Annotated in this window: 24 protein-coding genes and 1 other RNA gene; 12 read left to right on the forward strand and 13 right to left on the reverse strand. The window is 53.9% G+C overall.

The genetic code is table 11. The features are described from left to right. Positions 1–133 precede the first annotated feature (133 nt). From ACB496_RS19265 to ACB496_RS19295, 7 genes are all read left to right on the forward strand, one after another. Positions 134–502 carry a DUF1090 domain-containing protein gene (locus tag ACB496_RS19265; protein WP_100778809.1) on the forward strand — a complete coding sequence of 123 codons (369 nt, stop codon included), beginning with the start codon at positions 134–136 and terminating at the stop codon, positions 500–502. A gap of 29 nt (positions 503–531) precedes the next feature. After that, entirely contained in the window at positions 532–837 is a 306-nt protein-coding gene (locus ACB496_RS19270) for a YqjD family protein (RefSeq protein ID WP_100778808.1), read from the forward strand. A gap of 2 nt (positions 838–839) precedes the next feature. Then, positions 840–1,238, forward strand: a complete 399-nt coding sequence (locus tag ACB496_RS19275) for a phage holin family protein (protein ID WP_100778807.1) — start codon at positions 840–842, stop codon at positions 1,236–1,238. Further along, positions 1,235–1,534 (forward strand): YqjK-like family protein, encoded by a 300-nt coding sequence (locus ACB496_RS19280; protein ID WP_100778806.1) that lies wholly within the window; start codon positions 1,235–1,237, stop codon positions 1,532–1,534. Before ACB496_RS19275 ends, ACB496_RS19280 begins: the two co-directional genes overlap by 4 nt. A 234-nt stretch (positions 1,535–1,768) precedes the next feature. Beyond that, positions 1,769–2,161 (forward strand): DoxX family protein, encoded by a 393-nt coding sequence (locus ACB496_RS19285; RefSeq protein ID WP_184957379.1) that lies wholly within the window; start codon positions 1,769–1,771, stop codon positions 2,159–2,161. Positions 2,162–2,241: 80 nt separating this feature from the next. Next, positions 2,242–3,228, forward strand: a complete 987-nt coding sequence (locus ACB496_RS19290) for a glutathione S-transferase family protein (RefSeq protein WP_100778805.1) — start codon at positions 2,242–2,244, stop codon at positions 3,226–3,228. Between the two features lie 105 nt (positions 3,229–3,333). After that, positions 3,334–3,699 (forward strand): DUF805 domain-containing protein, encoded by a 366-nt coding sequence (locus ACB496_RS19295; RefSeq protein ID WP_100778804.1) that lies wholly within the window; start codon positions 3,334–3,336, stop codon positions 3,697–3,699. A gap of 43 nt (positions 3,700–3,742) precedes the next feature. Here the strand turns inward: ACB496_RS19295 and ACB496_RS19300 are convergent, their stop codons facing one another. Then, positions 3,743–4,642 carry a LysR family transcriptional regulator gene (locus ACB496_RS19300; protein ID WP_100778803.1) on the reverse strand — a complete coding sequence of 300 codons (900 nt, stop codon included), beginning with the start codon at positions 4,640–4,642 and terminating at the stop codon, positions 3,743–3,745. Positions 4,643–4,746: 104 nt separating this feature from the next. Here ACB496_RS19300 and ACB496_RS19305 point away from each other — a divergent pair, with 104 nt between their 5' ends. The 3 genes from ACB496_RS19305 to ACB496_RS19315 all read left to right on the forward strand — a co-directional run bounded on the left by ACB496_RS19305 (position 4,747) and on the right by ACB496_RS19315 (position 6,679). Beyond that, positions 4,747–5,448, forward strand: a complete 702-nt coding sequence (locus tag ACB496_RS19305) for a pirin family protein (protein WP_100778801.1) — start codon at positions 4,747–4,749, stop codon at positions 5,446–5,448. A 254-nt stretch (positions 5,449–5,702) separates the two neighbouring features. Then, positions 5,703–6,026 carry a type VI secretion system tube protein TssD gene (gene tssD / locus ACB496_RS19310; protein ID WP_371973287.1) on the forward strand — a complete coding sequence of 108 codons (324 nt, stop codon included), beginning with the start codon at positions 5,703–5,705 and terminating at the stop codon, positions 6,024–6,026. Continuing rightward, complete coding sequence (locus tag ACB496_RS19315) at positions 6,023–6,679, forward strand: DUF2931 family protein (RefSeq protein ID WP_371973288.1); 657 nt, start codon at positions 6,023–6,025, stop codon at positions 6,677–6,679. The genes tssD and ACB496_RS19315 overlap by 4 nt, the downstream gene beginning before the upstream one ends. Before the next feature lie 84 nt (positions 6,680–6,763). Here ACB496_RS19315 and ACB496_RS19320 read toward each other — a convergent pair whose 3' ends face one another. The 11 genes from ACB496_RS19320 to ACB496_RS19370 all read right to left on the reverse strand — a co-directional run bounded on the left by ACB496_RS19320 (position 6,764) and on the right by ACB496_RS19370 (position 19,629). Further along, positions 6,764–7,174 carry a Spy/CpxP family protein refolding chaperone gene (locus ACB496_RS19320; protein WP_100778800.1) on the reverse strand — a complete coding sequence of 137 codons (411 nt, stop codon included), beginning with the start codon at positions 7,172–7,174 and terminating at the stop codon, positions 6,764–6,766. A gap of 152 nt (positions 7,175–7,326) precedes the next feature. Further along, a complete protein-coding gene (pflB, locus tag ACB496_RS19325) occupies positions 7,327–9,621 on the reverse strand; it encodes a formate C-acetyltransferase (protein ID WP_123428281.1) in 2,295 nt (764 codons plus the stop codon). 15 nt (positions 9,622–9,636) lie between these two features. Further along, positions 9,637–10,845, reverse strand: a complete 1,209-nt coding sequence (gene tdcD, locus ACB496_RS19330) for a propionate kinase (protein ID WP_371973289.1) — start codon at positions 10,843–10,845, stop codon at positions 9,637–9,639. A 30-nt stretch (positions 10,846–10,875) separates the two neighbouring features. After that, positions 10,876–12,207 (reverse strand): threonine/serine transporter TdcC, encoded by a 1,332-nt coding sequence (tdcC, locus tag ACB496_RS19335; protein WP_100778797.1) that lies wholly within the window; start codon positions 12,205–12,207, stop codon positions 10,876–10,878. A 13-nt stretch (positions 12,208–12,220) separates the two neighbouring features. Continuing rightward, positions 12,221–13,210 (reverse strand): bifunctional threonine ammonia-lyase/L-serine ammonia-lyase TdcB, encoded by a 990-nt coding sequence (gene tdcB, locus ACB496_RS19340; protein ID WP_100780814.1) that lies wholly within the window; start codon positions 13,208–13,210, stop codon positions 12,221–12,223. 96 nt (positions 13,211–13,306) lie between these two features. Beyond that, on the reverse strand, positions 13,307–14,248 hold the full coding sequence (gene tdcA / locus ACB496_RS19345) for a transcriptional regulator TdcA (RefSeq protein WP_100780813.1): 942 nt from the start codon (positions 14,246–14,248) through the stop codon (positions 13,307–13,309). Positions 14,249–14,912: 664 nt separating this feature from the next. After that, positions 14,913–15,291, reverse strand: an RNA gene (rnpB, locus tag ACB496_RS19350) — RNase P RNA component class A. A 32-nt stretch (positions 15,292–15,323) separates the two neighbouring features. Continuing rightward, complete coding sequence (gene garK / locus ACB496_RS19355) at positions 15,324–16,469, reverse strand: glycerate 2-kinase (RefSeq protein ID WP_100778796.1); 1,146 nt, start codon at positions 16,467–16,469, stop codon at positions 15,324–15,326. Between the two features lie 97 nt (positions 16,470–16,566). Next, on the reverse strand, positions 16,567–17,457 hold the full coding sequence (gene garR, locus ACB496_RS19360; protein ID WP_100778795.1) for a 2-hydroxy-3-oxopropionate reductase: 891 nt from the start codon (positions 17,455–17,457) through the stop codon (positions 16,567–16,569). A gap of 30 nt (positions 17,458–17,487) precedes the next feature. Further along, positions 17,488–18,258 (reverse strand): 2-dehydro-3-deoxyglucarate aldolase, encoded by a 771-nt coding sequence (gene garL / locus ACB496_RS19365; protein ID WP_312069372.1) that lies wholly within the window; start codon positions 18,256–18,258, stop codon positions 17,488–17,490. 36 nt (positions 18,259–18,294) lie between these two features. Next, a complete protein-coding gene (locus ACB496_RS19370; RefSeq protein ID WP_100778793.1) occupies positions 18,295–19,629 on the reverse strand; it encodes an MFS transporter in 1,335 nt (444 codons plus the stop codon). A gap of 413 nt (positions 19,630–20,042) precedes the next feature. Between ACB496_RS19370 and garD the strand changes: the two genes are divergently transcribed. Beyond that, positions 20,043–21,614: a galactarate dehydratase gene (garD, locus tag ACB496_RS19375; protein WP_371973290.1), complete on the forward strand. Its 1,572-nt coding sequence runs from the start codon at positions 20,043–20,045 to the stop codon at positions 21,612–21,614. A gap of 87 nt (positions 21,615–21,701) precedes the next feature. Here garD and ACB496_RS19380 read toward each other — a convergent pair whose 3' ends face one another. Next, positions 21,702–22,511: a DeoR family transcriptional regulator gene (locus ACB496_RS19380; protein WP_268194794.1), complete on the reverse strand. Its 810-nt coding sequence runs from the start codon at positions 22,509–22,511 to the stop codon at positions 21,702–21,704. A gap of 249 nt (positions 22,512–22,760) precedes the next feature. Here ACB496_RS19380 and kbaZ point away from each other — a divergent pair, with 249 nt between their 5' ends. Beyond that, on the forward strand, positions 22,761–24,056 hold the full coding sequence (gene kbaZ, locus ACB496_RS19385; protein WP_371973291.1) for a tagatose-bisphosphate aldolase subunit KbaZ: 1,296 nt from the start codon (positions 22,761–22,763) through the stop codon (positions 24,054–24,056). The last annotated feature ends 14 nt before the right edge of the window (positions 24,057–24,070 follow it).

The following is a 24,070-nucleotide window of genomic DNA, read 5'->3' on the forward strand; positions in this document are numbered from 1 at the left end:
TCACTCACTTTGGTGATAACCCCGTTTACTTACTATGCTTAAGTACGCGGAGCACCCCTCAGATGTTCTCCGCATGACACTGGAAACGCGGCATACTCTTCGGACTGCCGTAACACAATGGAAGGTTTCTACAATGAAATACCGCATCACTCTGGCTTTGGCCCTTTTGTCTTTGAGCACCGCGTCCTTTGCGAACACTCTCTGTCAGGAGAAAGAAAAGGACATCCAGCGCGAAATCAGTTATGCCGAAAAGCATAACAACCAGCACCGTATCGACGGTCTGAAAAAAGCGCTGAGCGAAGTGAAAGCCAACTGCTCGGATAGCAAGCTGCGTGCCGATCACCAAAAGAAAATCGCTGAACAGAAGGACGAGATTGCTGAACGCCGTCAAGACCTGAAAGAAGCGAAAGAGAAAGGGGATGCGGAGAAGATTGCTAAGCGTGAAGATAAGCTGAAAGAGGCCGAGGAAGAACTGAAAGCCCTGGAAGCTCGCGATTATTGAGTTAACGGAAATCTCAACAGGAGAAAATCATGTCTAAAGATACTACTTCAGAACATCTGCGCGCTGAGTTGAAATCCCTGGCGGATACCCTGGAAGAGGTACTGAACTCTTCAACGGACAAATCCAAAGAAGAGCTGAGCAAGCTGCGCTCTAAAGCGGAAAGCGCGCTGAAAGAGAGCCGTCATCGCCTGGGTGAAACCGGTGATGCGCTGGCTAAACAGACCCGTGAAGCCGCTGCGAAGGCTGACGAGTATGTGCGCGATAACCCATGGACCGGCGTAGGTATCGGCGCCGCGGTGGGCGTGGTTCTGGGCGTTCTGCTGACGCGTCGTTAATCATGGACGATCCACGTCACGCACAAGGGCCGGCTAAAAACGTCCTCGGCATCGGCCAGCGTATTTTGACGACGCTGGTGGGGATTGCCGAAACGCGAGTTCGACTGGCAGTGGTGGAGCTGGAAGAGGAGAAAGCCAATCTCTTCCAGATGCTGCTGATGCTGGGGCTCACCATGCTCTTCGCCGCATTTGGGCTGATGAGCCTAATGGTGTTAATCATCTGGGCGATCGATCCGCAGTATCGCCTCAACGCGATGATCGCCACAACGGTTGTGCTGTTGGTGGCCGCACTGATTGGCGGGATCTGGACGATGCATAAAGCGCGCAGTTCTACGCTGCTGCGTCATACCCGTCAGGAGCTGGCCAACGATCGCGCACTGCTGGAGGATGACAAGCCGTGAGTAGCACAACAGAGCGTCGCAAGCGCAAAGCGTATCTGCTAAGCCAGATCCAGCAGCAACGGCTGGATCTGACTGCCTGCCGTCGCGACTGGCTGGAAGTGACCCGTTCGTACGATCATGGCTGGAACACGTTGCTGAGCTTGCGCTCCTGGGTGCTGGTAGGCAGTAGCGTGATGGCCGTCTGGTCCGTTCGTCACCCCAGCATGCTGGTCCGCTGGGCCAGACGTGGCTTTGGCGCCTGGAGTGCATGGCGTCTGGTCAAATCAACGCTACGTCAGCAGCAGTTACGTTCCTGACACCACTGCTCTTTATGCCGGGTGGCGATTCCGTCTTACCCGGCTTCTATTTCCCCTCTTCCCTTCATTCGCAACTCTCACTCAATATCTTTGAAGAAGATTGACAGTTTTCCTTGCTAACAATTGTCATTCGTCACGTTTATTATCCTCTCCATCGACAGCAAACACGCGGTATCTACCCGGATTTGCACACAAAAAATCGTCAGCCGCGTAAGTGGTTTTCTGGAGAGTAAAATGAAAAAATTAGAAGATGTTGGTTTACTGGTTGCACGCATTCTGATGCCAATTCTGTTTATTACTGCGGGCTGGGGCAAAATCACCGGTTATGCCGGTACGCAACAGTACATGGAAGCCATGGGCGTCCCAGGGTTCCTGCTGCCACTGACCATTCTGCTTGAGTTTGGCGGCGGCCTGGCGGTTCTGTTCGGTTTCCTGACGCGTACCACGGCGCTGTTCACCGCAGGCTTCACCCTGCTGACCGCGTTCATCTTCCACAGCAACTTTGCGGAAGGCATGAACTCCCTGATGTTCATGAAAAACCTGACCATCGCAGGCGGTTTCCTGCTGCTGGCTATCACCGGTCCTGGCGCATTCAGCATCGACCGTGTTCTGAATAAGAAGTGGTAAGCACGCTATACTGAATAAAAAAGCGAGGAGATATCTCCTCGCTTTTGCTATTTGAAGACGGAATAAAGACGGAGGAATCAATGGGACAATTAGTCGACGGCGTCTGGCAGGATATCTGGTATGACACCAAATCCACTGGAGGACGCTTCAAGCGCTCTGTTTCGGCCTTCCGTAACTGGCTCACCGCCGATGGCGCCCCCGGCCCTAGCGGTGAAGGTGGCTTTGCGGCGGAGAAAGATCGCTATCATCTGTATGTTTCCCTCGCCTGTCCGTGGGCGCACAGAACGCTTATCGTGCGCAAACTCAAAGGGCTGGACGCGTTAATTCCGGTTTCTGTGGTGAATCCGCTGATGCTGGAAAACGGCTGGACGTTCGACAGTAATTTCCCGGCGGCCACTGGCGACGACCTTTACCACCACGATTTCCTCTACCAGCTCTATCTGCGCGCAGACCCGCACTACACCGGACGCGTCACCGTCCCTGTTCTGTGGGATAAGAAAAACCAGACTATCGTCAGCAATGAATCCGCCGAGATCATTCGCATGTTTAATACAGCGTTTGATGCGCACGGTGCGCGGGCGGGTGATTATTATCCGCCAGAGCTGCGCGATAAGATCGATGAACTGAACAGCTGGATCTACGACAATGTCAATAACGGCGTCTATAAGGCCGGTTTCGCGACCAGTCAGGAAGCCTACGACGAAGCGGTCAGCAAGGTGTTTGAATCCCTGGCGCGTCTGGAACAAATTCTCGGGCAGCACCGCTATCTGACGGGCGACCGCCTGACAGAAGCCGACATTCGCCTATGGACCACGCTGGTGCGTTTCGATCCGGTGTACGTCACCCACTTTAAATGCGACAAACACCGCATCAGCGACTACCTGAATCTGTATGGTTTCCTGCGAGACATTTACCAGATGGATGGCATCGCGGAAACCGTCGATTTTAACCACATCCGCACCCACTACTATCGCAGCCACAAAACGATTAACCCGACGGGGATTATCTCCATCGGGCCGTGGCAGGATCTGGACGAACCACACGGTCGCGATACACGTTTTCGCTAAATTTTAAGGGCATCCATGGATGCCCTTTTTTATTTCACTATCTGCGACTATCCTTACCTCGATCGCTTAAAAAACAAGAGATTGTCTGAATATCGAGGCATACAAATGGACTGGTATCTAAAAGTACTGAGAAATTACGTTGGGTTTAGTGGTCGTGCTCGTCGCAAAGAGTACTGGATGTTCGTTCTGGTGAACTTCATCCTCACCCTGGTGCTGGGTATCGTTGATAAAATTCTGGGGTGGGACCGCGCAGGTGGCGAAGGCATTCTCACCACAATCTACGCACTCCTGGTCTTTTTGCCGTCGCTGGCGGTACTGTTCCGCAGGCTCCACGACACGGATCGTTCGGCGTGGTGGCTGCTGCTGATTTTGATCCCGATCGTGGGCTGGCTGATCATTCTGGCCTTTAACTGCCAGGCCGGTACACCGGGCGAAAATCGCTTTGGGCCAGATCCAAAATTACAGCCGTGAGCATTGCCCGGTGACGCATCGCGATCCGGGCCTGCACATTGCACTACTTATTATGCGCGAACAGTTTTGGGATTTCGCGTAAGCACCAGGACTTGGCCTCGCCCATGCTGTCACGACGCCATGCCATGATGATATCCACCTCGTTGGTGTATTCCGGGCTGACCACGCGCAAGCGCCCTTCGGCGATATCTTTTTCCACAAACGGATAAGGCATTGTCGCCACCCCGAGGCCCGCTAACAGCGCCTGGCGCTTGTCTTCCAGAGAGGTCACCGTCAGACGCGGCTGTTTATCCAACAGCTGCACCGTGAGCACAGGGCGCTCACGTGCGGTATCCGCCACCGCCACGCCGCGATACTTCACGCGCGTCACTTCGGATAGTGGCTCCGGCTCCTGATGAATCGGGTGATCCGGCGCTGCCACATACACGTTCATCACACTGTAGAGCTTGCGCGAGTTGATTTCAGACGAGGAGCGAAAGTGCATATCGGGGGCGATCACAATGTCCGCCCTGCCCGTCTCCAGCCGCTCCCACGCGCCTGCCAGCACTTCGGTAATGACAGAGAGCTGCGTATTGGCTTTGGCAGCGAGGCGCTCGACCAGTGGGAACAGGGCCGATGTCGGCACCAGCGCCTCGGTGACCAGCGTCAGGTGCGTTTCCCAGCCGCGTGCCAGCGCTTCGGCGTCGGTGGTCAGTTTGTCGGCAGCCTCCAGCAGAACGCGTCCTCGCTCCAGCAGCATACGCCCGACATTGGTGAATTTTGTTCGGTGACCGGAACGGTCGAAAAGCACCACATCCAGCTCTTCTTCCAGCTTTTGCATGGTGTAACTCAGGGCCGACGGAACCCGCCCCAGCTCGTCTGCCGCAGCGGCAAAGCTGCCACGCCGGTCTATCGCGTCCATGACGCGTAGCGCCTCAAGCGTCAATGCTCTCTCTTTTGCCATCTCGTTCTCATTCAGGAAATTTGAACATACCGGGCAGAATATCTGGCTAACAATGAAGCGTCCATACCTTTACCATTGTTTTAGTGTAAAGAGAGGTCAGTTTTATGATTACGACAAGAACAGCAAAACAGTGCGGACAAGCCGATTTTGGTTGGCTGCAGGCCCGCTACACCTTTTCCTTTGGACACTACTTTGACCCAAAACTGCTCGGTTACGCCTCACTGCGCGTGCTGAATCAGGAAGTTCTCGCACCGGGCGCTTCCTTCCAGCCACGCACGTACCCGAAAGTGGATATCCTGAATCTGATACTGGAAGGTGAAGCAGAATATCGCGATAGCGAGGGCAACCATGTCCAGGCGAAGGCGGGCGAAGCGTTGCTGATATCAACGCAGCCAGGCATTAGCTATAGCGAACATAATCTCAGCAAAGACAAGACGCTGACGCGGATGCAGCTGTGGCTGGACGCCTGCCCGGAGCGGGAAAACCCGCTGGTGCAAAAGCTCAACCTGAGCGGCGACAAGCAGCAGCTGATTGCATCCCCGGATGGCAGTCATGGCAGCCTGCAACTGCGCCAGCAGGTGTGGCTGCACCATATCGAGCTGAAAAAAGGTGAACAGGCGAGCTTCCAGCTCCACGGGCCTCGTGCCTATCTGCAATCCATCCACGGCACGGTGCATGCCCTGACGCATACGGAAGAGAAAGAAGCGCTCACCTGCGGCGATGGCGCGTTTATCCGCGATGAAACGAACATCACGCTGGTCGCGGACACTCCCCTGCGCGCGCTGTTGATTGATTTGCCGGTGTGATATTGGTTATTTCTTTTGCGTTGTCTCTTGATAAGCTTTTTAGCTCAAGAGACTTCGCAAGATGATAACGCTCCACTAATCCCCCTCTTATTACCTCGACATTTCCCTGCGGGAAATTTCACACGTCATAATATTTACTTTTTGATTCCATGACTTTGACGACATTATTAAGTGAATTAAAAAGGCTACACTCCTCATCCGCATAATTAATTGTCGCAATACATTTTATTAAATAATGATAAGGACATCATTGAGTGAGCAACGTTATCTATTTAACGCTGACGGGTGAGCGTCAGGGGGAAATATCCGCAGGTTGTGGAACAGAAAAATCTATTGGTAATCGCTTTCAGTATCGCCATGAAAACGAAATTCTGGTTTATCAGCTCTCCTCCAGCAGCGTCAGCACCGCGGGCGGCATGCATCATCAGGGCCTGCGCTTCACCAAACCCACCGACAAAAGCTCGCCACTCCTGACCACCGCCATTAATGAGAATGAAAAACTGCGGCTCAGTTTTTTAAACCGGCCAGATGAAAACTGGCAGCGCACAACCTACAACATGGACGGCAATAAACGATGAGTTATGGAAAACTATTCTCCCTTGTGCTGATGCTGACGACAACAGGCTGCCATTCTGGTTCCCCCTTAACGCCAGAAGACACTGGCGAAATGCCGTTTGGCATGTTGGGCTTCGCTTTTTTTACACCAAAAGCGTTGCCCGCTGATGTCACTTACGTGGGTTTCATTGATGACAAAAAGGTTATCTATTCATTCAAAACACTTGATAGCGTGGAGGATGATTATTCAAGCGTAGGGCAATGGGATAAACGTTATATGCGTTTTGCGCAGTTTAATAAAGCCCGCCATCCGCCCGTGACGATGCTGTTTTGCTGGGATTCAGTCATCGATAAAAAAACGTATGAAACGCGGATTACATTCCCTGAGTCTATGAGAAAAAAAATGTACATCTCGACGGGAATAGACATGTTCGGAGAAAAAGCGTGGTACAGCACGATTCTTTTTGGTCTTGCCCCAGAAGGTAAAGTTAGAGTCTGGCTGCAAAATACCGCCGGTGGCGATAACTTGCCCATAGAACCAACAAAGATCTCTACGCTGTCGGGTGATAAACTAGACGGCTGTAAAGGGATCACTCAGCACCCCAATGGTTATCTCTACTATGGAGAAACGCCTGAATTCATTAAAGGCAAAACCTACCCCTACGGTGAATGGTGAATTAACACGCTCTTTTAATCAGTCCAAAAGAATAAATCATCAGCAAACATCTCATAAACGCCCGCGATTAACGCGGGCATCGAATTATTCGCTCAGCGCGTTCGCCATATCCGTTTTGATCTGCTTACGCTGTTCCGGCGTAAGCACCTGGCTGACGTCGAAGTAGTATTTCACGCGGTAATAACGCGCCTGCTCTTCCACCTTGCTGAAAGCCGCGAGCTGGTTTTTCACCACGCTTTCATCCCATTTTCCGGCCTGGAACATATCCACCAGCGCGCCATCTTTTACGCCGGTCATCGGGATTTTGCTGACGTTGTCTTCCAGTTTCTGATGCAGATCTTCAATTTTCTTCACCTGATCGTTGCTGAGCTTCAGATGCTGAACAAGGGGATCTTGTGAAGGGGACGGTGCGGCTTCAACGTTTGCCGCCTGCGCTGCAAAACTACCACCCGCCAGTGAAAGCGCGAGCAGAGCGATACGGGTCATTTTCATCATCTTACTGTCCTTAAATTGGGAGAGGGAAAAGCAGGTGCATTGTTTTTCAAGACCGGATGAAGATGTGTGATCAATTATATAAACAAATTTGTATGTGCAGCGGGCAAAAAAAAGCCCCCTTCGCGGAAGGGGGCGTGGTCACGGGTGTTGGCTTAAATGGCCTGGGTAAAGGTTCGTGAAATAACGTCCTGCTGCTGCTCGCGCGTCAGGGCGTTAAAGCGCACCGCATAGCCCGAAACGCGGATCGTCAGATTCGGATAATTCTCCGGATGTTCAATGGCATCCATCAGCATTTCCCGGTTCATGACGTTGACGTTCAGATGCTGCCCGCCTTCGATTGCCGCCTCGTGGTGGAAATACCCGTCCAGCAGGCCGACAAGGTTGGTTTTACGTACCCCTTCGTCTTTGCCCAGCGCCTGCGGCACAATCGAGAAGGTGTAAGAGATCCCGTCCTTGGCGTAGGTGAACGGCAATTTCGCAACAGACGTTAACGACGCTACCGCCCCTTTGCGATCGCGTCCGTGCATCGGGTTCGCGCCCGGCGCAAACGGTGTGCCGCCGCGACGTCCGTCCGGGGTGTTACCCGTTTTCTGGCCGTACACCACGTTTGAGGTAATGGTCAGAATCGACTGGGTCGGTACGGCGTTGCGGTAGGTTGGCAACGCCTGAATTTTCTTCATAAAGCGCTCAACCAAATCGCAGGCGATGCTGTCCACACGATCGTCGTTGTTACCGTACTGCGGATACTCTCCTTCAATCACGAAGTCGACGGCCAGGCCCGTATGGTCACGCACTGGTTTCACCGTGGCGTACTTGATCGCCGCCAGGGAATCCGCTGCCACCGACAGGCCCGCGATCCCGCAGGCCATCGTGCGATGCACGTCGCGGTCGTGCAGGGCCATCAGCGAGGCTTCGTAGCTGTATTTGTCGTGCATAAAGTGGATAAGGTTCAGGGCGCTGATGTACTGCACCGCCAGCCAGTCCATAAAGTGGTCAAGGCTCGCCATCACGGTGTCGTAATCCAGCACGTCATCCAACAGCGGCTCGGTTTTAGGTCCGACCTGGATTTTCAGCTTCTCATCCACCCCGCCGTTGATTGCGTACAGCAGCGTTTTGGCGAGGTTGGCGCGCGCCCCAAAGAACTGCATCTGCTTGCCAATCACCATCGGGCTGACGCAACAGGCAATGGCGTAGTCATCGCTGTCGAAATCGGCGCGCATCAGATCGTCGTTTTCATACTGCAACGAGGAGGTGGCGATCGACATCTGCGCGGCATATTTTTTGAAGGCAATCGGCAGCTGTTCAGACCACAGAATCGTCAGGTTTGGCTCCGGGGCAGGCCCCATGGTATTGAGCGTGTGCAGATAGCGGAACGAGGATTTACTGACCAGCGTACGCCCATCCAGCCCCATCCCGCCGATCACTTCCGTGGCCCAGATCGGATCGCCCGAGAAGAGGGTGTCGAATTCCGGGGTACGCAGGAAGCGCACCATGCGGATCTTCATGATGAAATGGTCGATCAGCTCCTGAGCCTGTTGCTCATTCAGGCGCCCGGCCTTCATGTCACGTTCGATATAGATATCAAGGAAGGTCGCAGTGCGGCCCAGGGACATCGCCCCGCCGTTTTGCGATTTCACCGCCGCCAGATAGGCAAAGTAGAGCCACTGCACCGCTTCCTGAGCGTTCATGGCTGGACGTGAGATATCACACCCGTATTTCGCCGCCATCTCCTGGATTTGCAGCAGTGCGCGGCGGTGCTCAGACAACTCCTCGCGCAGGCGAATGGTCGCTTCCAGCTCTTCACCGCGCTCCATTTTCGGCTGCAGATCGGCAAACTGCAGTTCACGTTCGCGCACCAGATAGCTGATGCCGTACAGCGCCACGCGGCGATAGTCGCCAATAATACGTCCGCGCCCGTATCCGTCCGGCAGGCCGGTAAGAACGCCGGATTTACGGCAACGCATCATCTCCGGCGAATAGACGTCGAACACACCCTGGTTATGGGTTTTGCGCAGATGGGTGAACAGATACTCGAACTGCGGGTCCATCTCGCGTCCGTAGGCTTCAAACGAGCTGCGGATCATGTTGATCCCGCCATACGGATGCAGGGCGCGTTTCAGCGGACGATCCGTTTGCAGGCCGACGATCGTTTCCAGCTCTTTCTCAATATAGCCCGGCCCGTGAGCGGTAATGGTGGTCGCGACGTTGGTGTCGAAATCAACGGGGGCGTGAGTGGCGTTCTCCTGACGAATCCCCTCCATTACCTTCTGCCACAACGCCGTGGTGGCTGGCGTGGCAGGCGCTAAAAAGTGCTCATCGCCCTCGTACGGGGTGTAGTTTTGCTGGATAAAATCCCGCACATTAATGCTTTCCTGCCAGTCATTTCCGCAAAAGCCGGCCCACGCGTCGCTGTAGGGAGCGACACGAATATCGATATTTACCTTCATGAGTTTCTCTCTGTGTCAGGCGATTTCCGCAGCCAGACGGACCTTTCCAAGACGGAGGGCATCCAGTGCGATCATTTTTTCTTCGTTGGTTGGGATCACGGCGCACGGCACGCGGGAGGTGTCAGCGGAGATGATGCGCTCACCCTCGCTACCCGGCAGGGCATTTTTCTGCTCATCCAGCTCGATACCGAAAACCTTCAGGCGATCGGCCACCAGCTGGCGTATCAGTCTGGAGTTTTCACCAATTCCTCCCGTAAAGACCACGCCGTCCAGACGGTGCAGGGAGGCGGCATGACCGGCGATATGGCGAGCGATGCGATGAACAAAAGTCTCAATCGCGAGGCGGGCGCGCTCGTGACCGTCGTGCCAGGCTTTTTCCAGCGTGCGTAAATCAGACGAGAGGCCAGAAAGCCCCAGCAAACCTGACTCTTTATTCACCACGCGCTCAAGATCCTCCAGCGTTTGCCCGGTTTGCTGTGCAATCCAGGCCATTGCGCCAAAATCAACGTCGCCGCAGCGCGTCCCCATCACCAGCCCTTCCAGCGGCGTCATGCCCATGGAGGTATCCACGCTGCGCCCGTTTCTGACCGCGCAAATGGATGCCCCGTTGCCCAGATGTGCAATCACCAGTCCGCTATCGGCTTCGGCAATATTCAGCAGCGAATAAGCCCGTTGCGAAACATAGCGATGCGATGTGCCGTGGAACCCGTAGCGGCGCACGCCCAGCTCTTCGAAGAAGCGATACGGCAGACCGTAAAGATAGGCCTCAGGCGCGAGCGTCTGGTGGAAGCTGGTATCAAACACCGCGACCTGCTGCACGCCGGGGAACAGCTGCTGAGCCGCTTCCACGCCGCTGAGATTGGCGTAGTTGTGCAGCGGGGCCAGAGGCGAAACCTGACGAATCTGATCGATGACCTTATCGGTGATCAGGGTGGACTCGCTGAACAGGCTGCCACCGTGAGCGATGCGGTGGCCAATTAAGGCCACGCTGCTCATCAAATCGCGCTTTTCCAGCTCCAGGGCGATGGCAGCCAGCGCCCCTTCGTAGTCCTTGCGAGCCAGGGTGACTGGCTCGCTCCCGTTCACGGATATAAAGGCACTTTCAGTGTTCACGCCATCTGCAATGCCTGTCATCAGCGCGTCACAGCTCGCTGCGTCCAGCACCGAAAACTTCACAGATGACGATCCACAGTTAATGACCAATACAACCGGAAATTCATTCATGTCTTCACTCCGCTCATCCTGAGCTTTGAATCAGAAAAGTTTGTATACGATATTCAAAATGGTCAGCAGGCCAATCGCCGTCACAAAGATGTTCTCGGTTCTGCCTTTGTATTTCGCCAGCGCTGGCGTTTTGCGGATGGCATACATCGGCAGCAGGCACAGCAGAGAGGCGATAATCGGCGCACCCATCGCTTCAATCAGGTCCAGAATGTTCGGGTTGGCGTACGCCACGACCCAGGTGGAGCCCATGATGAAGATCATGCTGATGGTGTTCAGTTTGCCGACGGAAACTTTCTTCTTATCGCCTTTGTAACCAAACTTCAGGACCAGACCGTTCAGCCCTTCCAGCGTGCCCAGGTAGTGGCCGAAGAAGGATTTGAAAATGGCAACCAGAGCGATGATCGACGCGCCGTACTCCAGCACGGTGGCAAAGGTCGATTTGGTCCCGGAGAGCGAAGCAAAGTGGTTGGCCAGGTAAGAAAGCACCGGAATGTTCTGCGCTTTGGCTTCCGCCATGTTCTGCGGAGAGAGCGTGAACAGGCAGCTAAAGGCGAAGAACATCACCACCGCCACCATCAGCATGCTGGCGCGACCGATGATTTTGGAACATTTCTGCTCGGTGAACTCTTTACCGAATTCGCCCTCGTACTCTTCACGTTTCGACACCACGAACGAGGAGACGATTGGCGAGAAGTTGAAGGAGAAGACCATGATGGAAATCCCCAGCCAGACGGTGACCAGAATGCCATCGTGCCCGGTGAAGGAGATGTCGCTCAGGTTAACCTGGTCAATAACCGCCGAGTTCCAGTAAGGGATAAGGGAGAGGGAGATCAGCACCAGGCTGGCGATGAACGGGAAGACCAGGAAGCTCATCACTTTCACCATCAGGTCTTTACCAAACCAGATAACGAATGCCATCAGCAGCAGCAGGAACAGGGCCACAAAGCCACGGTTCAGTGCGGGAAGCTGGAGCTGGTTTTCCCAGAAGGTCATAAAGGTGTTTGTAATGGTGACGCCGTAAATCCACAGCAGCGGGCAAATCGCAAAGAAGTAGAGGAAGGTGATCACCACCCCGCCAGTCTTACCAAAATGCTCTTCCACCGTCTCGGTAATGTTGCCGGACGGATTGCTGCCGGACAGGCACAAACGCGCCAGCGCGCGGTGGCAATAGAAGGCAATAGGATAGGCCAGCAGCAGCATCAGCAGAATCGGTATCAGCCCGCCAAAGCCCGCGCGAATCGGGAAAAACAGCACGCCCGCGCCGATTGCCGTACCGAACAGCCCCAGTGTCCAGGTGGTATCTGATTTTCGCCAGGAAGACGTTTTTGTCTGACTGGCAATGATAGTTTCAGAGTTGCTCATAATTTATCCTTATTTATGCATCAACGAGGCCGGTAATTTGGGAAACGCGGGAAAGGTCGATATTGCCGCCGGAAATAATACTAACCGTTTTGCGCCCCTGAATATAATGATCCAGTTTTCCGCTTAATAATGCAGCCGTTGCCAGCGCGCCAGCCCCTTCTGTCACCACTTTATTTCGTTGGATCAGCGCGACCATGCTGTTACGAATATCGTCTTCGCTCACCAACACGATGTCGTCGACTAATTCACGAACAATTTCGAAGGTTAAATTACCTGGACGAGAAACATCGCAGCCGTCGGCTAATGTGCCGGTGGTACGGTGATTCATAATTTCTCCGGCGTAGTAAGACGCCGCCATACCGTGCACATTTTCGGACTGCACACCGATAATATTAATGGTCGGGTTGATGGATTTAATGGCCGTGGCGATCCCGGCGATTAATCCGCCGCCGCCGATAGGTACAATCACGTTATCGACATCATATAAGTCTTCGAGAATTTCTAGACCAATGGTGCCCTGTCCGGCAATCACTTTTACGTCGTCATACGGCGGAATAAAGATGCGCCCTTCCTGCTCGACGATTTCGCTGACTTTGGCGATGGTGTCGTTAAAGTTCTCACCGTGCAGTACCACTTCAGCGGAGTAATCACGCGTGGCGGCCACTTTCGATTTTGGGGCGCCCATCGGCATAACAACTTTGCCGTCAATACCGAGCATGGCGCAGGAGAGCGACACACCCTGAGCATGGTTACCGGCGGAACACGCCACCACACCTTTGCGGCGTTCAGCTTCGGTTAAGGAGCTTAATTTGTTAAAAGCACCGCGAATTTTAAACGAACCGGTGCGCTGCATATTTTCAAACTTCAGGAAAATTTCGCCTTTGCAGCGCTCGCTCAGATAATTAGAACGCGGCATGCCAGTTTTATAAATTTTACCAGCCAGTCGTTTGCGGGCATCTTGTATTTCTTCAATCGTTACCGGAAGATCGTAAGTAATGTGCATATAATCCTCTTTATAATAATTCATATTCTGTAAGCAAAGTCTGGGTGTCAGCGAGGGAATTCCCTCACCGGGTGTTTTATAATGGTACGTCTCAATTCATTGTTCAGTTATGGTGAGCTGTTTTCGCCTTTCACTGTTTTGCGCGGAATATTGCTTCGCCAACTCCACTAATACCGAAGCGGATTTTTTAATACGATAATTTTTTGACCAGACGGCAGCATAACGTGCTATGGGTAATTCATCTTCCACGGGCAGTACGACAAACTGGTCGGAACCGAATGGCGTAATCATGTCTCTCGGGATCACGGTGAGATAATCGGCGTTGAGAACCAGGTTATAGATGGTGACGACGGAATCGGTCTGGACGATGTTTTCGATGCTGATGTGGTTGTTCTGGAGAGTGGTTAATAATTCTTTGTAGTAGCCCATATCGGTTTGCGGCATCACCCACTGCTCGTTGGTGAGCGATGCCAGTGTCGTCGTTCCGGTGCACGTTCGCGTTTTACTGGCCACCAGCACAAATTCCGATTCAAACAGTGGCTCAACGTGCAGATCCTGCAACAGCATTTCATCGCTCAGGGTGCCGATGGCAAAATCCAGTCGCCCATCGCGGATGGCAGGCAGGAACGAGGAGAGCTGTGCTTCAAACATCGAGACTCGCGCTTTCGGGAACACTTCTTTGAATTTTTTGATCATGCTGGAGAGGAACGTAAAACCGATCAGCGACGGATAGCCGAACGAAACGTCAATGACGGTGCTGAAGCTCAGGTTGTTCATCTCACTGACCATATTCTTCATTTCGCGGGTGATGGACTCGGAGTACGCGAGCAACGTTTGCCCGGCGCTGGTCAGCTTCACGCCGGTGTTCTTGCGCACAATCAGTTCGACACCAAAGTAGGATTCGATATCGTTAATGATTTTGCTGACGGCGGGTTGAGTCAGGCCAAGTTGACGGGCGGCAGAACCAATAGATCCACTTTTAATGACTTCCTGAAATACAACTAAATGTTGTGTTTTCGGTAGAATAATAGTGCTCATCATATTCTGCTCTTATTTCCTTATCCGTGGCAGGATTCTACCCATTATTGATGACGAGGGTATGTGCTGTTACTCACAGATTACTTTTTCATACCAGTTACACCCTCACCAAAACACCAATTAACTCATATAAATCATAATGTTATCATTTACCTTATCAATAAAACGTCTGATATTGATCAATAAATCTCAGGGAGATAAATTAATTTTATGGCGATAACCACGATCTATTTATGGCAATAAACCAGAGGGAATAAAGGTGATATTTCAGGCAATTAAAGGCGAATAAATAGACGTTATTTGCTTTAAACATTTTTGTATATTATCAAATAAGTTAATAAATATTTGCCCGCAGGGGAAAAAGCGTCGAGGGCATCACACATTCACAGGGCAAATGTATTGAAAGGAAAGATTTCATTAATTTATACGCCATAAAGAAGACACATTTCAGCAACAGCAGTAACATCAAGTCAACACTGCGAAATGGCGATTTTTTAGCGCGTAATTTTGTGAATGCGATCTCTAATCTCGGTAAAAAAACATCATTCCACTCAAAAGCAGTGAAATGTGCTTATTGTCGCAAAAATGGGAAATCGTTCGGTTTCATGAAGGCGGTGGTGAGGAGCAAAAAGCAAAAACCCCGCCGAAGCGGGGTTTTCTTAATAGTTGAAGCTGACCGATAAGCCGGGTTCTGTCGTGGACAGTCATTCATCTAGGCCAGCAATCGCTCACTGGCTCAAGCAGCCTACCCGGGTTCAGTACGGGCCGTACCTTGTGAACCCCTATTTGGCCTTGCTCCGGGTGGAGTTTACCGTGCCACGGACTGTTGCCAGCCGCGCGGTGCGCTCTTACCGCACCCTTTCACCCTTACCTGATCCCGCTTGCGCGGGCCATCGGCGGTTTGCTCTCTGTTGCACTGGTCGTGGGTTTCCCCCCCAGGCGTTACCTGGCACCCTGCCCTATGGAGCCCGGACTTTCCTCCCCTCCGCCCGTCTCCCCCCGAAAGGGGACGACGACGAAGCGGCGACTGTCTGGTCAGCTTCGGCGCGAAGTATAGAGGGTTTAGGCGCCGCTGTCACCCTTGCGTGCGCATCCCCACCTGCAAAGTCGCTGCGATGTTGCGTGACGAGCGATAAATGTTGTCAAACGCCCCACGGAAGGCCTCTTCCAGCGAGCCAATGCTGTTCAGCACGCTGAACACCGCATCGATACCGTACTGATGTACTACACCGACGTCGCTAGTCAAACAGCCTGCAATGCCGATCACCGGTTTATGGTATTTTTTGGCGACATTCGCCACGCCAACCGGCACCTTGCCGTGAATGCTCTGGCTGTCGAGCCGCCCTTCGCCGGTGAGCACCAGGGTGCAGTCGTGGATATGTTCTTCGAGGTTCAGCGCCTGGGTGACAATCTCAATCCCACTGCGCAACTCCGCGCCGAGAAACGCCATCAGCGCCGCGCCCATCCCCCCTGCCGCGCCGGAGCCTGGGACATTTTTAACGTCAATCGACAGGGACTTCTTAATCACGTCAGCAAAATGGCTGAGATTGCGATCGAGTTCGACGATTTTCGCCTCATCGGCCCCTTTTTGCGGACCAAAAATGCGTGATGCGCCATTCTCACCGATCAGCGGATTGGTGACGTCACAGGCCACGCGAATCGTGCAGCCTTTTAAGCGCGGGTCCAGACCGGAAATGTCGATACTGTTCAGCGCCATCAGGCTGCCGCCGCCGTAGCCGATCTCCGTGCCGTTGGCATCACACAGCTTCGCGCCCAGAGCCTGCACCATACCGGCACCTCCGTCGTTGGTCGCGCTGCCGCCAATGCCGATAATAATGTTGCGCGCGCCTTTATCCAGCGCATTCAGAATCAGTTCGCCCGTGCCGCGAGAAGTGGTAATCAGCGGATTACGCTGCGCCAGCGGCACCAGCGCCAGGCCGCTGGCTGCGGCCATTTCGATAATCGCCGTTGCGCCATCGCCGGACATTCCCCAGCAGGCATTCACTTTTTCGCCCAGCGGACCCGTGACAATGGCGTGTTGCTCAGTGCCCTGGGTGGCGGCAATCATCGCTTCGACCGTACCTTCTCCGCCATCAGCGACCGGCACAGACACATACTGAGCATCAGGAAAAATTTCCCGAAAACCTTTTTCTATCGCCTGAGCTACCTCGGAGGCAGAAAGGCTTTCTTTATAAGAGTCAGGGGCGATTACGATTTTCATAGTTGTAGCCTGTTACTGCACAACGCCGGATGGCGTTTCACTTATCCGGCCTACAGGGTAGGCCCGGATCGCTGTGCGCTATCCGGGCAGAACGTCATTAGCGAGTGACTTCCACTTTCGCCAGTTTTTCGTAGTAGCAGGCAATGGCGCTATGGTCCGCCGTTCCCAGACCATCGGCGCGCAGGGCCTGCATCATCTCCATCACCGCAGCGGTCAGCGGCAGCTGTGCGCCGACACCATGGGAGGTGTCCAGCGCGTTAGCCAGATCTTTAATGTGCAGATCAATGCGGAAACCCGGCTTGAAGTTGCGATCCATCACCATCGGCGCTTTAGCATCCAGCACGGTACTGCCCGCCAGACCGCCGCGAATGGCCTGATACACCAGATCCGGATTCACGCCCGCTTTGGTCGCCAGCGTTAGCGCTTCAGACATCGCGGCAATGTTCAGCGCAACGATCACCTGGTTCGCCAGCTTGGTGACGTTACCTGCACCGATTTCACCCGTATGTACAACGGAACCGGCCATCGCTTTCATCAGATCGTAATATTTGTCGAAAATCGCTTTATCACCGCCCACCATCACCGAGAGGGTGCCGTCGATGGCTTTTGGCTCGCCGCCGCTCACCGGCGCGTCCAGCATGTCCACGCCTTTCGCTTTCAGCGCTTCGCTGATTTCGCGGCTCGCCAGTGGGGCGATAGAGCTCATGTCGATCAGTACCAGGCCCGGCTTCGCGCCTTCAATCAGGCCGTTTTCACCCAGCGCCACTTCCTGCACATGGGGTGAGTTCGGCAGCATGGTGATGACCACATCGCACTGCTCGGCAATTGCTTTTGCCGTAAGGGCCGTTTCGGCACCGGCGGCAATCAGCTCCGCAATCACTTCTGGATTACGGTCAGAAACCACCAACGAGTAACCTGCTTTGATGAGGTTTTTACTCATTGGTTTACCCATGATACCCAGGCCAATAAAACCAACTTTCATTGTCATAACGTTCTCTCTCTCACGTGTCGATGGTGGTTATTTTTTAAAGGAATCAGCTAATTTTTGCGTTGCAGAGCGGAAGACGCCGAGGTCACTGCCGACGGCCACAAAGGTGGCGCCCCACTCTAGATAACGGCGGGCATCGGCCTCGACCGGCGCCAGAATGCCGCACGGTTTGTTGTGAGCTTTCGCTCGAGCGAAAATGTGCTGAATGGCGCGCTGCACGTCCGGGTGGTTGGCATTGCCGAGGTGGCCCAACGCCGCAGCCAGATCGCTTGGACCGACAAAGATGCCGTCCACGCCGTCGGTGGCAGCGATGGCATCCACATTGTCCACGCCATGCTGGCTCTCAATCTGAACCAGAATGGTGATGTTCTGGTTGGACTGCGCAAAGTAGTCCGGCACGGTGCCAAACATGTTGGCGCGATGGGAAACGGACACACCGCGAATGCCTTCCGGCGGATAGCGGGTCGATGCCACGGCCTGCACCGCCTCTTCCACATTTTCCACAAACGGGATCAGGAAGTTATAGAAGCCGATATCCAGCAGGCGCTTAATAATCACCGGTTCGTTGGTCGGCACACGCACCACCGGCGCGCTGCTGCTGCCTTTCAGTGCCATCAGCTGTGGAATAAAGGTGCTGATATCGTTCGGCGCATGTTCACCGTCGAGCACCAGCCAGTCAAAACCTGCCAGACCTAAAACCTCGGTGCTGATTGGGCTTGCCAGCGCAGACCAGCAGCCAATCTGAATCTCTTTCGCCGCCAGGGCCGCTTTAAACTTGTTCGGGAAAATATCGTTACTCATCGCTTTTACCTTCAATGATTCGTGATGTTGAGGCGCTTATTTCTGCAATTCCATACGCTTGATGTCACCCACTACGAACAGGTAGCAGAACATCGCCATCAGCGCAGAGCAGCCAACGAAGACCAGCGCCGCATTGAATGAATGCAGTTCACTCACCAGATAACCAATCACCAGCGGGGTGACAATCGACGCCACGTTACCGAAGACGTTGAACACGCCACCACACAGGCCCACAATCTCTTTTGGCGCAGTATCAGAAATCACCGGCCAGCCCAGCGCACCAAAGCCTTTTCCGAAGAACGCCAGCGCCATCAGCGCGACGACCAGCACCGTGTTATTGGTGTAGTTGCACAGGATAATGGAGGACGCCAGCAGCATACCGAGCACAATCGGCAGCTTACGCGCCAGGGTGATCGACTTGCCGGTTTTAATCAGGTGATCCGAGAACACACCGCCCAGCACGCCACCTGCAAAACCACACAGCGCCGGGATGGAGGCCACGATGCCGACTTTCAGAATCGACATTCCTTTTTCCTGCACCAGATAAATCGGGAACCAGGTAAGGAAGAACCAGGTAATGGTGTTGATAAAGTATTGACCAAAAAATACGCCCAGCATCATGCGGTTGGTCAATAACTGTTTGATGTAATGCAGCTTTGGACCACTCGCCGCTTTATCGCCCGGTTTTTTATGATCCATATCGACCACCGCGCCACCGTCAGAGATAAACTTCAGCTCCTCGGCAGACATACGCGGGTGATCGGTGGGGTTATGGATGAACTTCACCCACATCGCCGTCAGGATGAAACCAATGACACCCATCACGGTGAAGACATGTTCCCAGCCCCACGCGAAGGTCAGCCAGCCGAGCAGCGGAGAGAAAAGTGCCAGCGAGAAATACTGCGCGGAGTTAAATATCGCCGAGGCGGTGCCGCGCTCTTTGGTCGGGAACCAGGCCGCCACAATACGGGCGTTAGCCGGGAACGACGGTGCTTCGGAGAAACCGAGCATAAAGCGCATACAGAACATGGAGATACCGGCCCACGCCAGCGGGAAGAGATCGACAAAGCCCTGCAGGAAGGTAAACAGCGACCAGAAAAACAGGCTATAGGTGTAGACTTTTTTCGAGCCAAATTTGTCCAGCAGCCAGCCGCCGGGGATTTGCATCAGCAGATACGCCCAGCCAAACGCGGAGAAGATGTACCCCATGGATACGGCGCTGAGCTGCAGCTCTTTTGCCACTTCTGTCCCGGCAATCGACAGCGTGGCGCGGTCAGCGTAGTTCACTGCCGTCACAATAAATATAATCAGTAATATTAAATGGCGGGTATGAATACCCTTTTTCGTTTCTACAGCTGTTTCCAGTGACATGTTTATTTCCTCAGGCACATCGATCTTGGTATTTTTATTATTTTGGAAAAGTCTTTACTGATTATTTATCGATAGCAGGCAATATCCGTTAATTAACCAGATGCAATGAAATCGTGATTAAGTATAAACATCCGTTCGCCCCTGCACATTGTCGCATCGCTCAATTATCACCGCCTTCATGAACGTTATTTTGAGCATATGCACAATCTCATGGGCGCTGATGCACAGATTTACGCATTGCCTGCCAGCTGGCGCGGGTGCAGGTTTCGCGGAGTGATCTTGGTCACATTTTTATCTTTCGACTCCTGACATTCTTTATTCAAGAAGGCAGCGTCTTTATTTCTGACAATAAGAAAATAAACACTCTCTTAACTGCATTTAATATCTAAAGTTTTACTGGAGAATAATGAGCAATGGCCGACATCGAAATTCGACAAAAGTCGCCGACGGCGTTCTATATAAAGGTAAACGACACGGATAACGTGGCGATTATTGTTAACGACAATGGCCTGAGAGCAGGAACACGCTTCCCCGATGGCCTGGAACTCATCGAACATATTCCCCAGGGCCATAAAGTCGCGCTGGTCGATATCCCTGCCCACGGCGAAATCGTCCGTTACGGGGAGATCATCGGCTACGCCGTGCGGGCGATTCCGCAGGGCAGCTGGATTGAGGAGTCACTCGTTGAGCTGCCGAAAGCCCCGCCGCTGAATACTTTGCCGTTAGCAACGCGCGTACCTGAACCGCTGCCGCCGCTGGAAGGCTACACCTTCGAAGGTTATCGCAACAAAGATGGCAGCGTTGGCACCAAAAACCTGCTCGGCATTACCACCAGCGTGCATTGCGTGGCGGGTGTGGTGGATTACGTGGTGAAAATCATCGAACGCGATCTGCTGCCGAAATACCCGAACGTCGACGGCGTGGTGGGTCTGAACCACCTGTACGGCTGCGGCGTGGCGATTAATGCCCCGGCCGCCGTGGTACCCATTCGCACCATCCATAATATCTCCCTCAACCCCAATTTTGGCGGCGAGGTAATGGTGATTGGCCTGGGCTGCGAAAAACTTCAGCCAGAGCGCCTGCTGCAAGGCACTGACGATGTCCAGGCGATTGCCGTGGATGACGCCAGCATTGTGCGTCTGCAGGATGAGCACCACGTCGGCTTTAAATCCATGGTCGACGATATTCTCCAGGTCGCCGTGCGTCACCTGGAAAAGCTGAATAAACGCCAGCGCGAAACCTGCCCGGCGTCCGAACTGGTGGTCGGCACCCAGTGCGGCGGCAGCGATGCTTTCTCCGGTGTGACCGCCAACCCGGCGGTCGGCTACACATCTGACCTGTTTGTGCGCTGCGGCGCTACGGTCATGTTCTCGGAAGTGACCGAAGTGCGCGATGCGATCCACCTTCTCACCCCGCGCGCCATCAACGAAGAGGTGGGCAAACGCCTGCTGGAAGAGATGGCCTGGTACGACAACTATCTCGATATGGGACAGACCGACCGCAGCGCGAACCCGTCACCGGGTAACAAAAAAGGCGGGCTGGCGAACGTCGTCGAAAAAGCCCTCGGCTCGATTGCGAAATCCGGCCAGAGCGCCATCTCCGAAGTGCTTTCTCCGGGTCAGCGCCCGACCAAACGCGGCCTGATTTATGCCGCTACGCCTGCCAGCGATTTTGTCTGCGGCACGCAGCAGGTAGCATCGGGGATTACGGTGCAAGTGTTCACTACCGGGCGCGGCACGCCGTACGGGCTGATGGCAGTTCCGGTGATCAAAATGGCGACCCGCACAGAGCTTGCAAACCGCTGGTATGACTTAATGGACATCAACGCCGGGACTATTGCGACGGGTGAAGAGACGATTGAGGACGTGGGCTGGAAGTTGTTCCACTTTATTCTGGATGTCGCGAGTGGCCGTAAAAAAACCTTCTCCGATCAATGGGGATTACACAACCAACTGGCGGTGTTTAACCCGGCTCCGGTGACCTGATGCCTGTGCCTGGTAGCGTTACGCTTACCGGGCACAAGGTTTCCATAGGCCGGGAAAGGCGCAGCTGCCACCCGGCCAGATTTGCGCTCACTCTTTAACCCGCACCACTTCAATCCCCGAACGCTGAAGCTCCTGTAAGCTCTCAGCCGGAATCCCTTCGTCGGTGATGATCATATCGATACGCGGGGTATCGATGATTTTGTGCAGGCTTGAGCGATTGAACTTGCTGGAATCGGTCACCACGATTATCCGCTCCGCCACTTCGCACATCTTACGGTTCAGTCGGGCTTCATCTTCATTGTGTGTACTGACGCCACGGTCCGTATCAATAGCATCCACCCCCAGGAACAGCAGATCGAAATGGTAGTTTTGCAGCGACTGCTCAGCCTGATCGCCGTAGAACGACTGCGACTGACGACGCAGATGCCCGCCGGTCATCAGCAGCTCGACGCCTTCCGCTTCCAGCAGGGCATTCGCCACGTTCATGCCGTTGGTCATGGCGATCACGTCCGTATGCTGGCGTAACATGCGCGCAATTTCATAGGTCGTGGTGCCGGAGTCAAGAATGATGCGGTGACCCGGTTTGATCAGATTGGCTGCCGCCTGGGCGATGCTGCGTTTGACCGCCGTATTAAGTGAGCTTTTATCTTCGACGGAAGGCTCCAGCCCCGGTGTGTTGCTATCGCAAATCAGCGCGCCGCCGTAGGCACGAACGGCGATACCCTGCTTTTCCAGGAAAGCGAGATCGTTACGGATCGTCACCGTTGATACGCCATACAGCAGCGAAAGATCGTTCACCTGCACGCTACCCTGCTGCCGCAACCTCTGGATAATTTGTTCACGCCTTTCGCTGGTGCCGGTCACACGTTTCTCCGTGGAGGATTCGGTGCTGCTCATGCGAGCTCCTTTAAGAAAATCTTTCGTTTCATTTCGTTTTATCTATTAACGCCTTTCTTTTAGGGGAATGCAAGCCCCATCCCGCTCCGACAACCTATTATCCCCGTGCTGAAACCTTTCATTATGTTTCTTTTGTGAAACAGATCGGAAAACTATTATCTTTCGTTTTATTTTTATAAGACCATCACGCAGTATAAAGTGAAATAAAACGAAAGATTAGCACTCAAACCATCCAACGTGGAGAGGAAAGTGAAACATCTTATTGAAATGGTGGAATTGCACAAAGCAGGGGCAGACAATGGAATTTACGCCGTCTGTTCCGCACATCCACTGGTACTTGAAGCCGCGATTCGCTTCGCTCGCGATCATCACACCGCCCTGCTGATTGAGGCCACTTCCAACCAGGTGGATCAGTTCGGCGGCTACACGGGTATGACACCCGCCGATTTTCACGCTTTTGTCAGCCAGCTTGCCAGCGGACTGAATTTCCCCCTGTCGCAGCTGATTTTAGGTGGCGATCATCTCGGCCCTAATCGCTGGCAAAACCTCACCGCCAGTGAAGCGATGGCCAACGCCGACGATCTGATCAAAAGCTACGTGGCCGCCGGATTTACAAAGATCCACCTCGATTGCAGCATGTCATGCGAGGACGATCCGGTGCCGCTCACGGACGCCATCGTCGCCGAGCGCGCCGCACGGCTGGCGAAGATCGCCGAGCAGACCTGCCGCGAGCGCTTTGGTGAGTCAGATCTGGTGTACGTGATTGGCACAGAAGTGCCGGTTCCCGGCGGTGCTCACGAGACGCTAACCGAACTGGAAGTAACCACACCACAGGCCGCTCGCGCCACACTGGAAGCCCATCGCCACGCCTTCGAAAAACAGGGGCTGAGCGCAGTCTGGCCACGCATTATCGGGCTGGTGGTGCAGCCTGGCGTTGAGTTCGACCACACCCATGTGATCGACTATCGCCCGGAAAACGCCGTTGCGCTCAGTGAAATGGCAACATCCTGGGATTCTCTGGTCTTTGAAGCGCACTCCACCGACTACCAGACGCCACAGGCGCTGCGCCAGCTGGTAAAAGATCACTTCGCGATTTTGAAAGTTGGCCCGGCTCTCACCTTCGCCCTGCGCGAAGCGCTGTTCTCACTCGCTGCTATTGAAGAAGAGCTGCTGCCGGCCAAAGCCAGCTCGGGCCTGCGTCAGGTGCTTGAAAGCGTGATGCTCGACCGCCCGGAATACTGGCAAAGCCACTACCACGGCGACGGGAATGCTCGTCGGCTGGCGCGCGGCTACAGCTATTCGGATCGTGTTCGTTACTACTGGCCGGACAGTCAGATCGACGACGCCTTCGAACGGCTGGTGCGCAATCTGGCGGATGAGCCGATTCCCCTTCCGCTCGTGAGCCAGTACCTGCCGCTGCAATATCGAAAAGTTCGCGAGGAGGCTCTCAAGGCGACGCCACGGGAACTCATTATCGACCACATTCAGGACATACTGCGCCAGTATCACGCAGCCTGTCAGGGCGCGTCGTCCCATAACGCATAACAACGAAGAGGATA

The sequence above is a fragment of the Lelliottia nimipressuralis genome, assembly GCF_041464075.1.
Classification (GTDB): domain Bacteria; phylum Pseudomonadota; class Gammaproteobacteria; order Enterobacterales; family Enterobacteriaceae; genus Enterobacter; species Enterobacter nimipressuralis.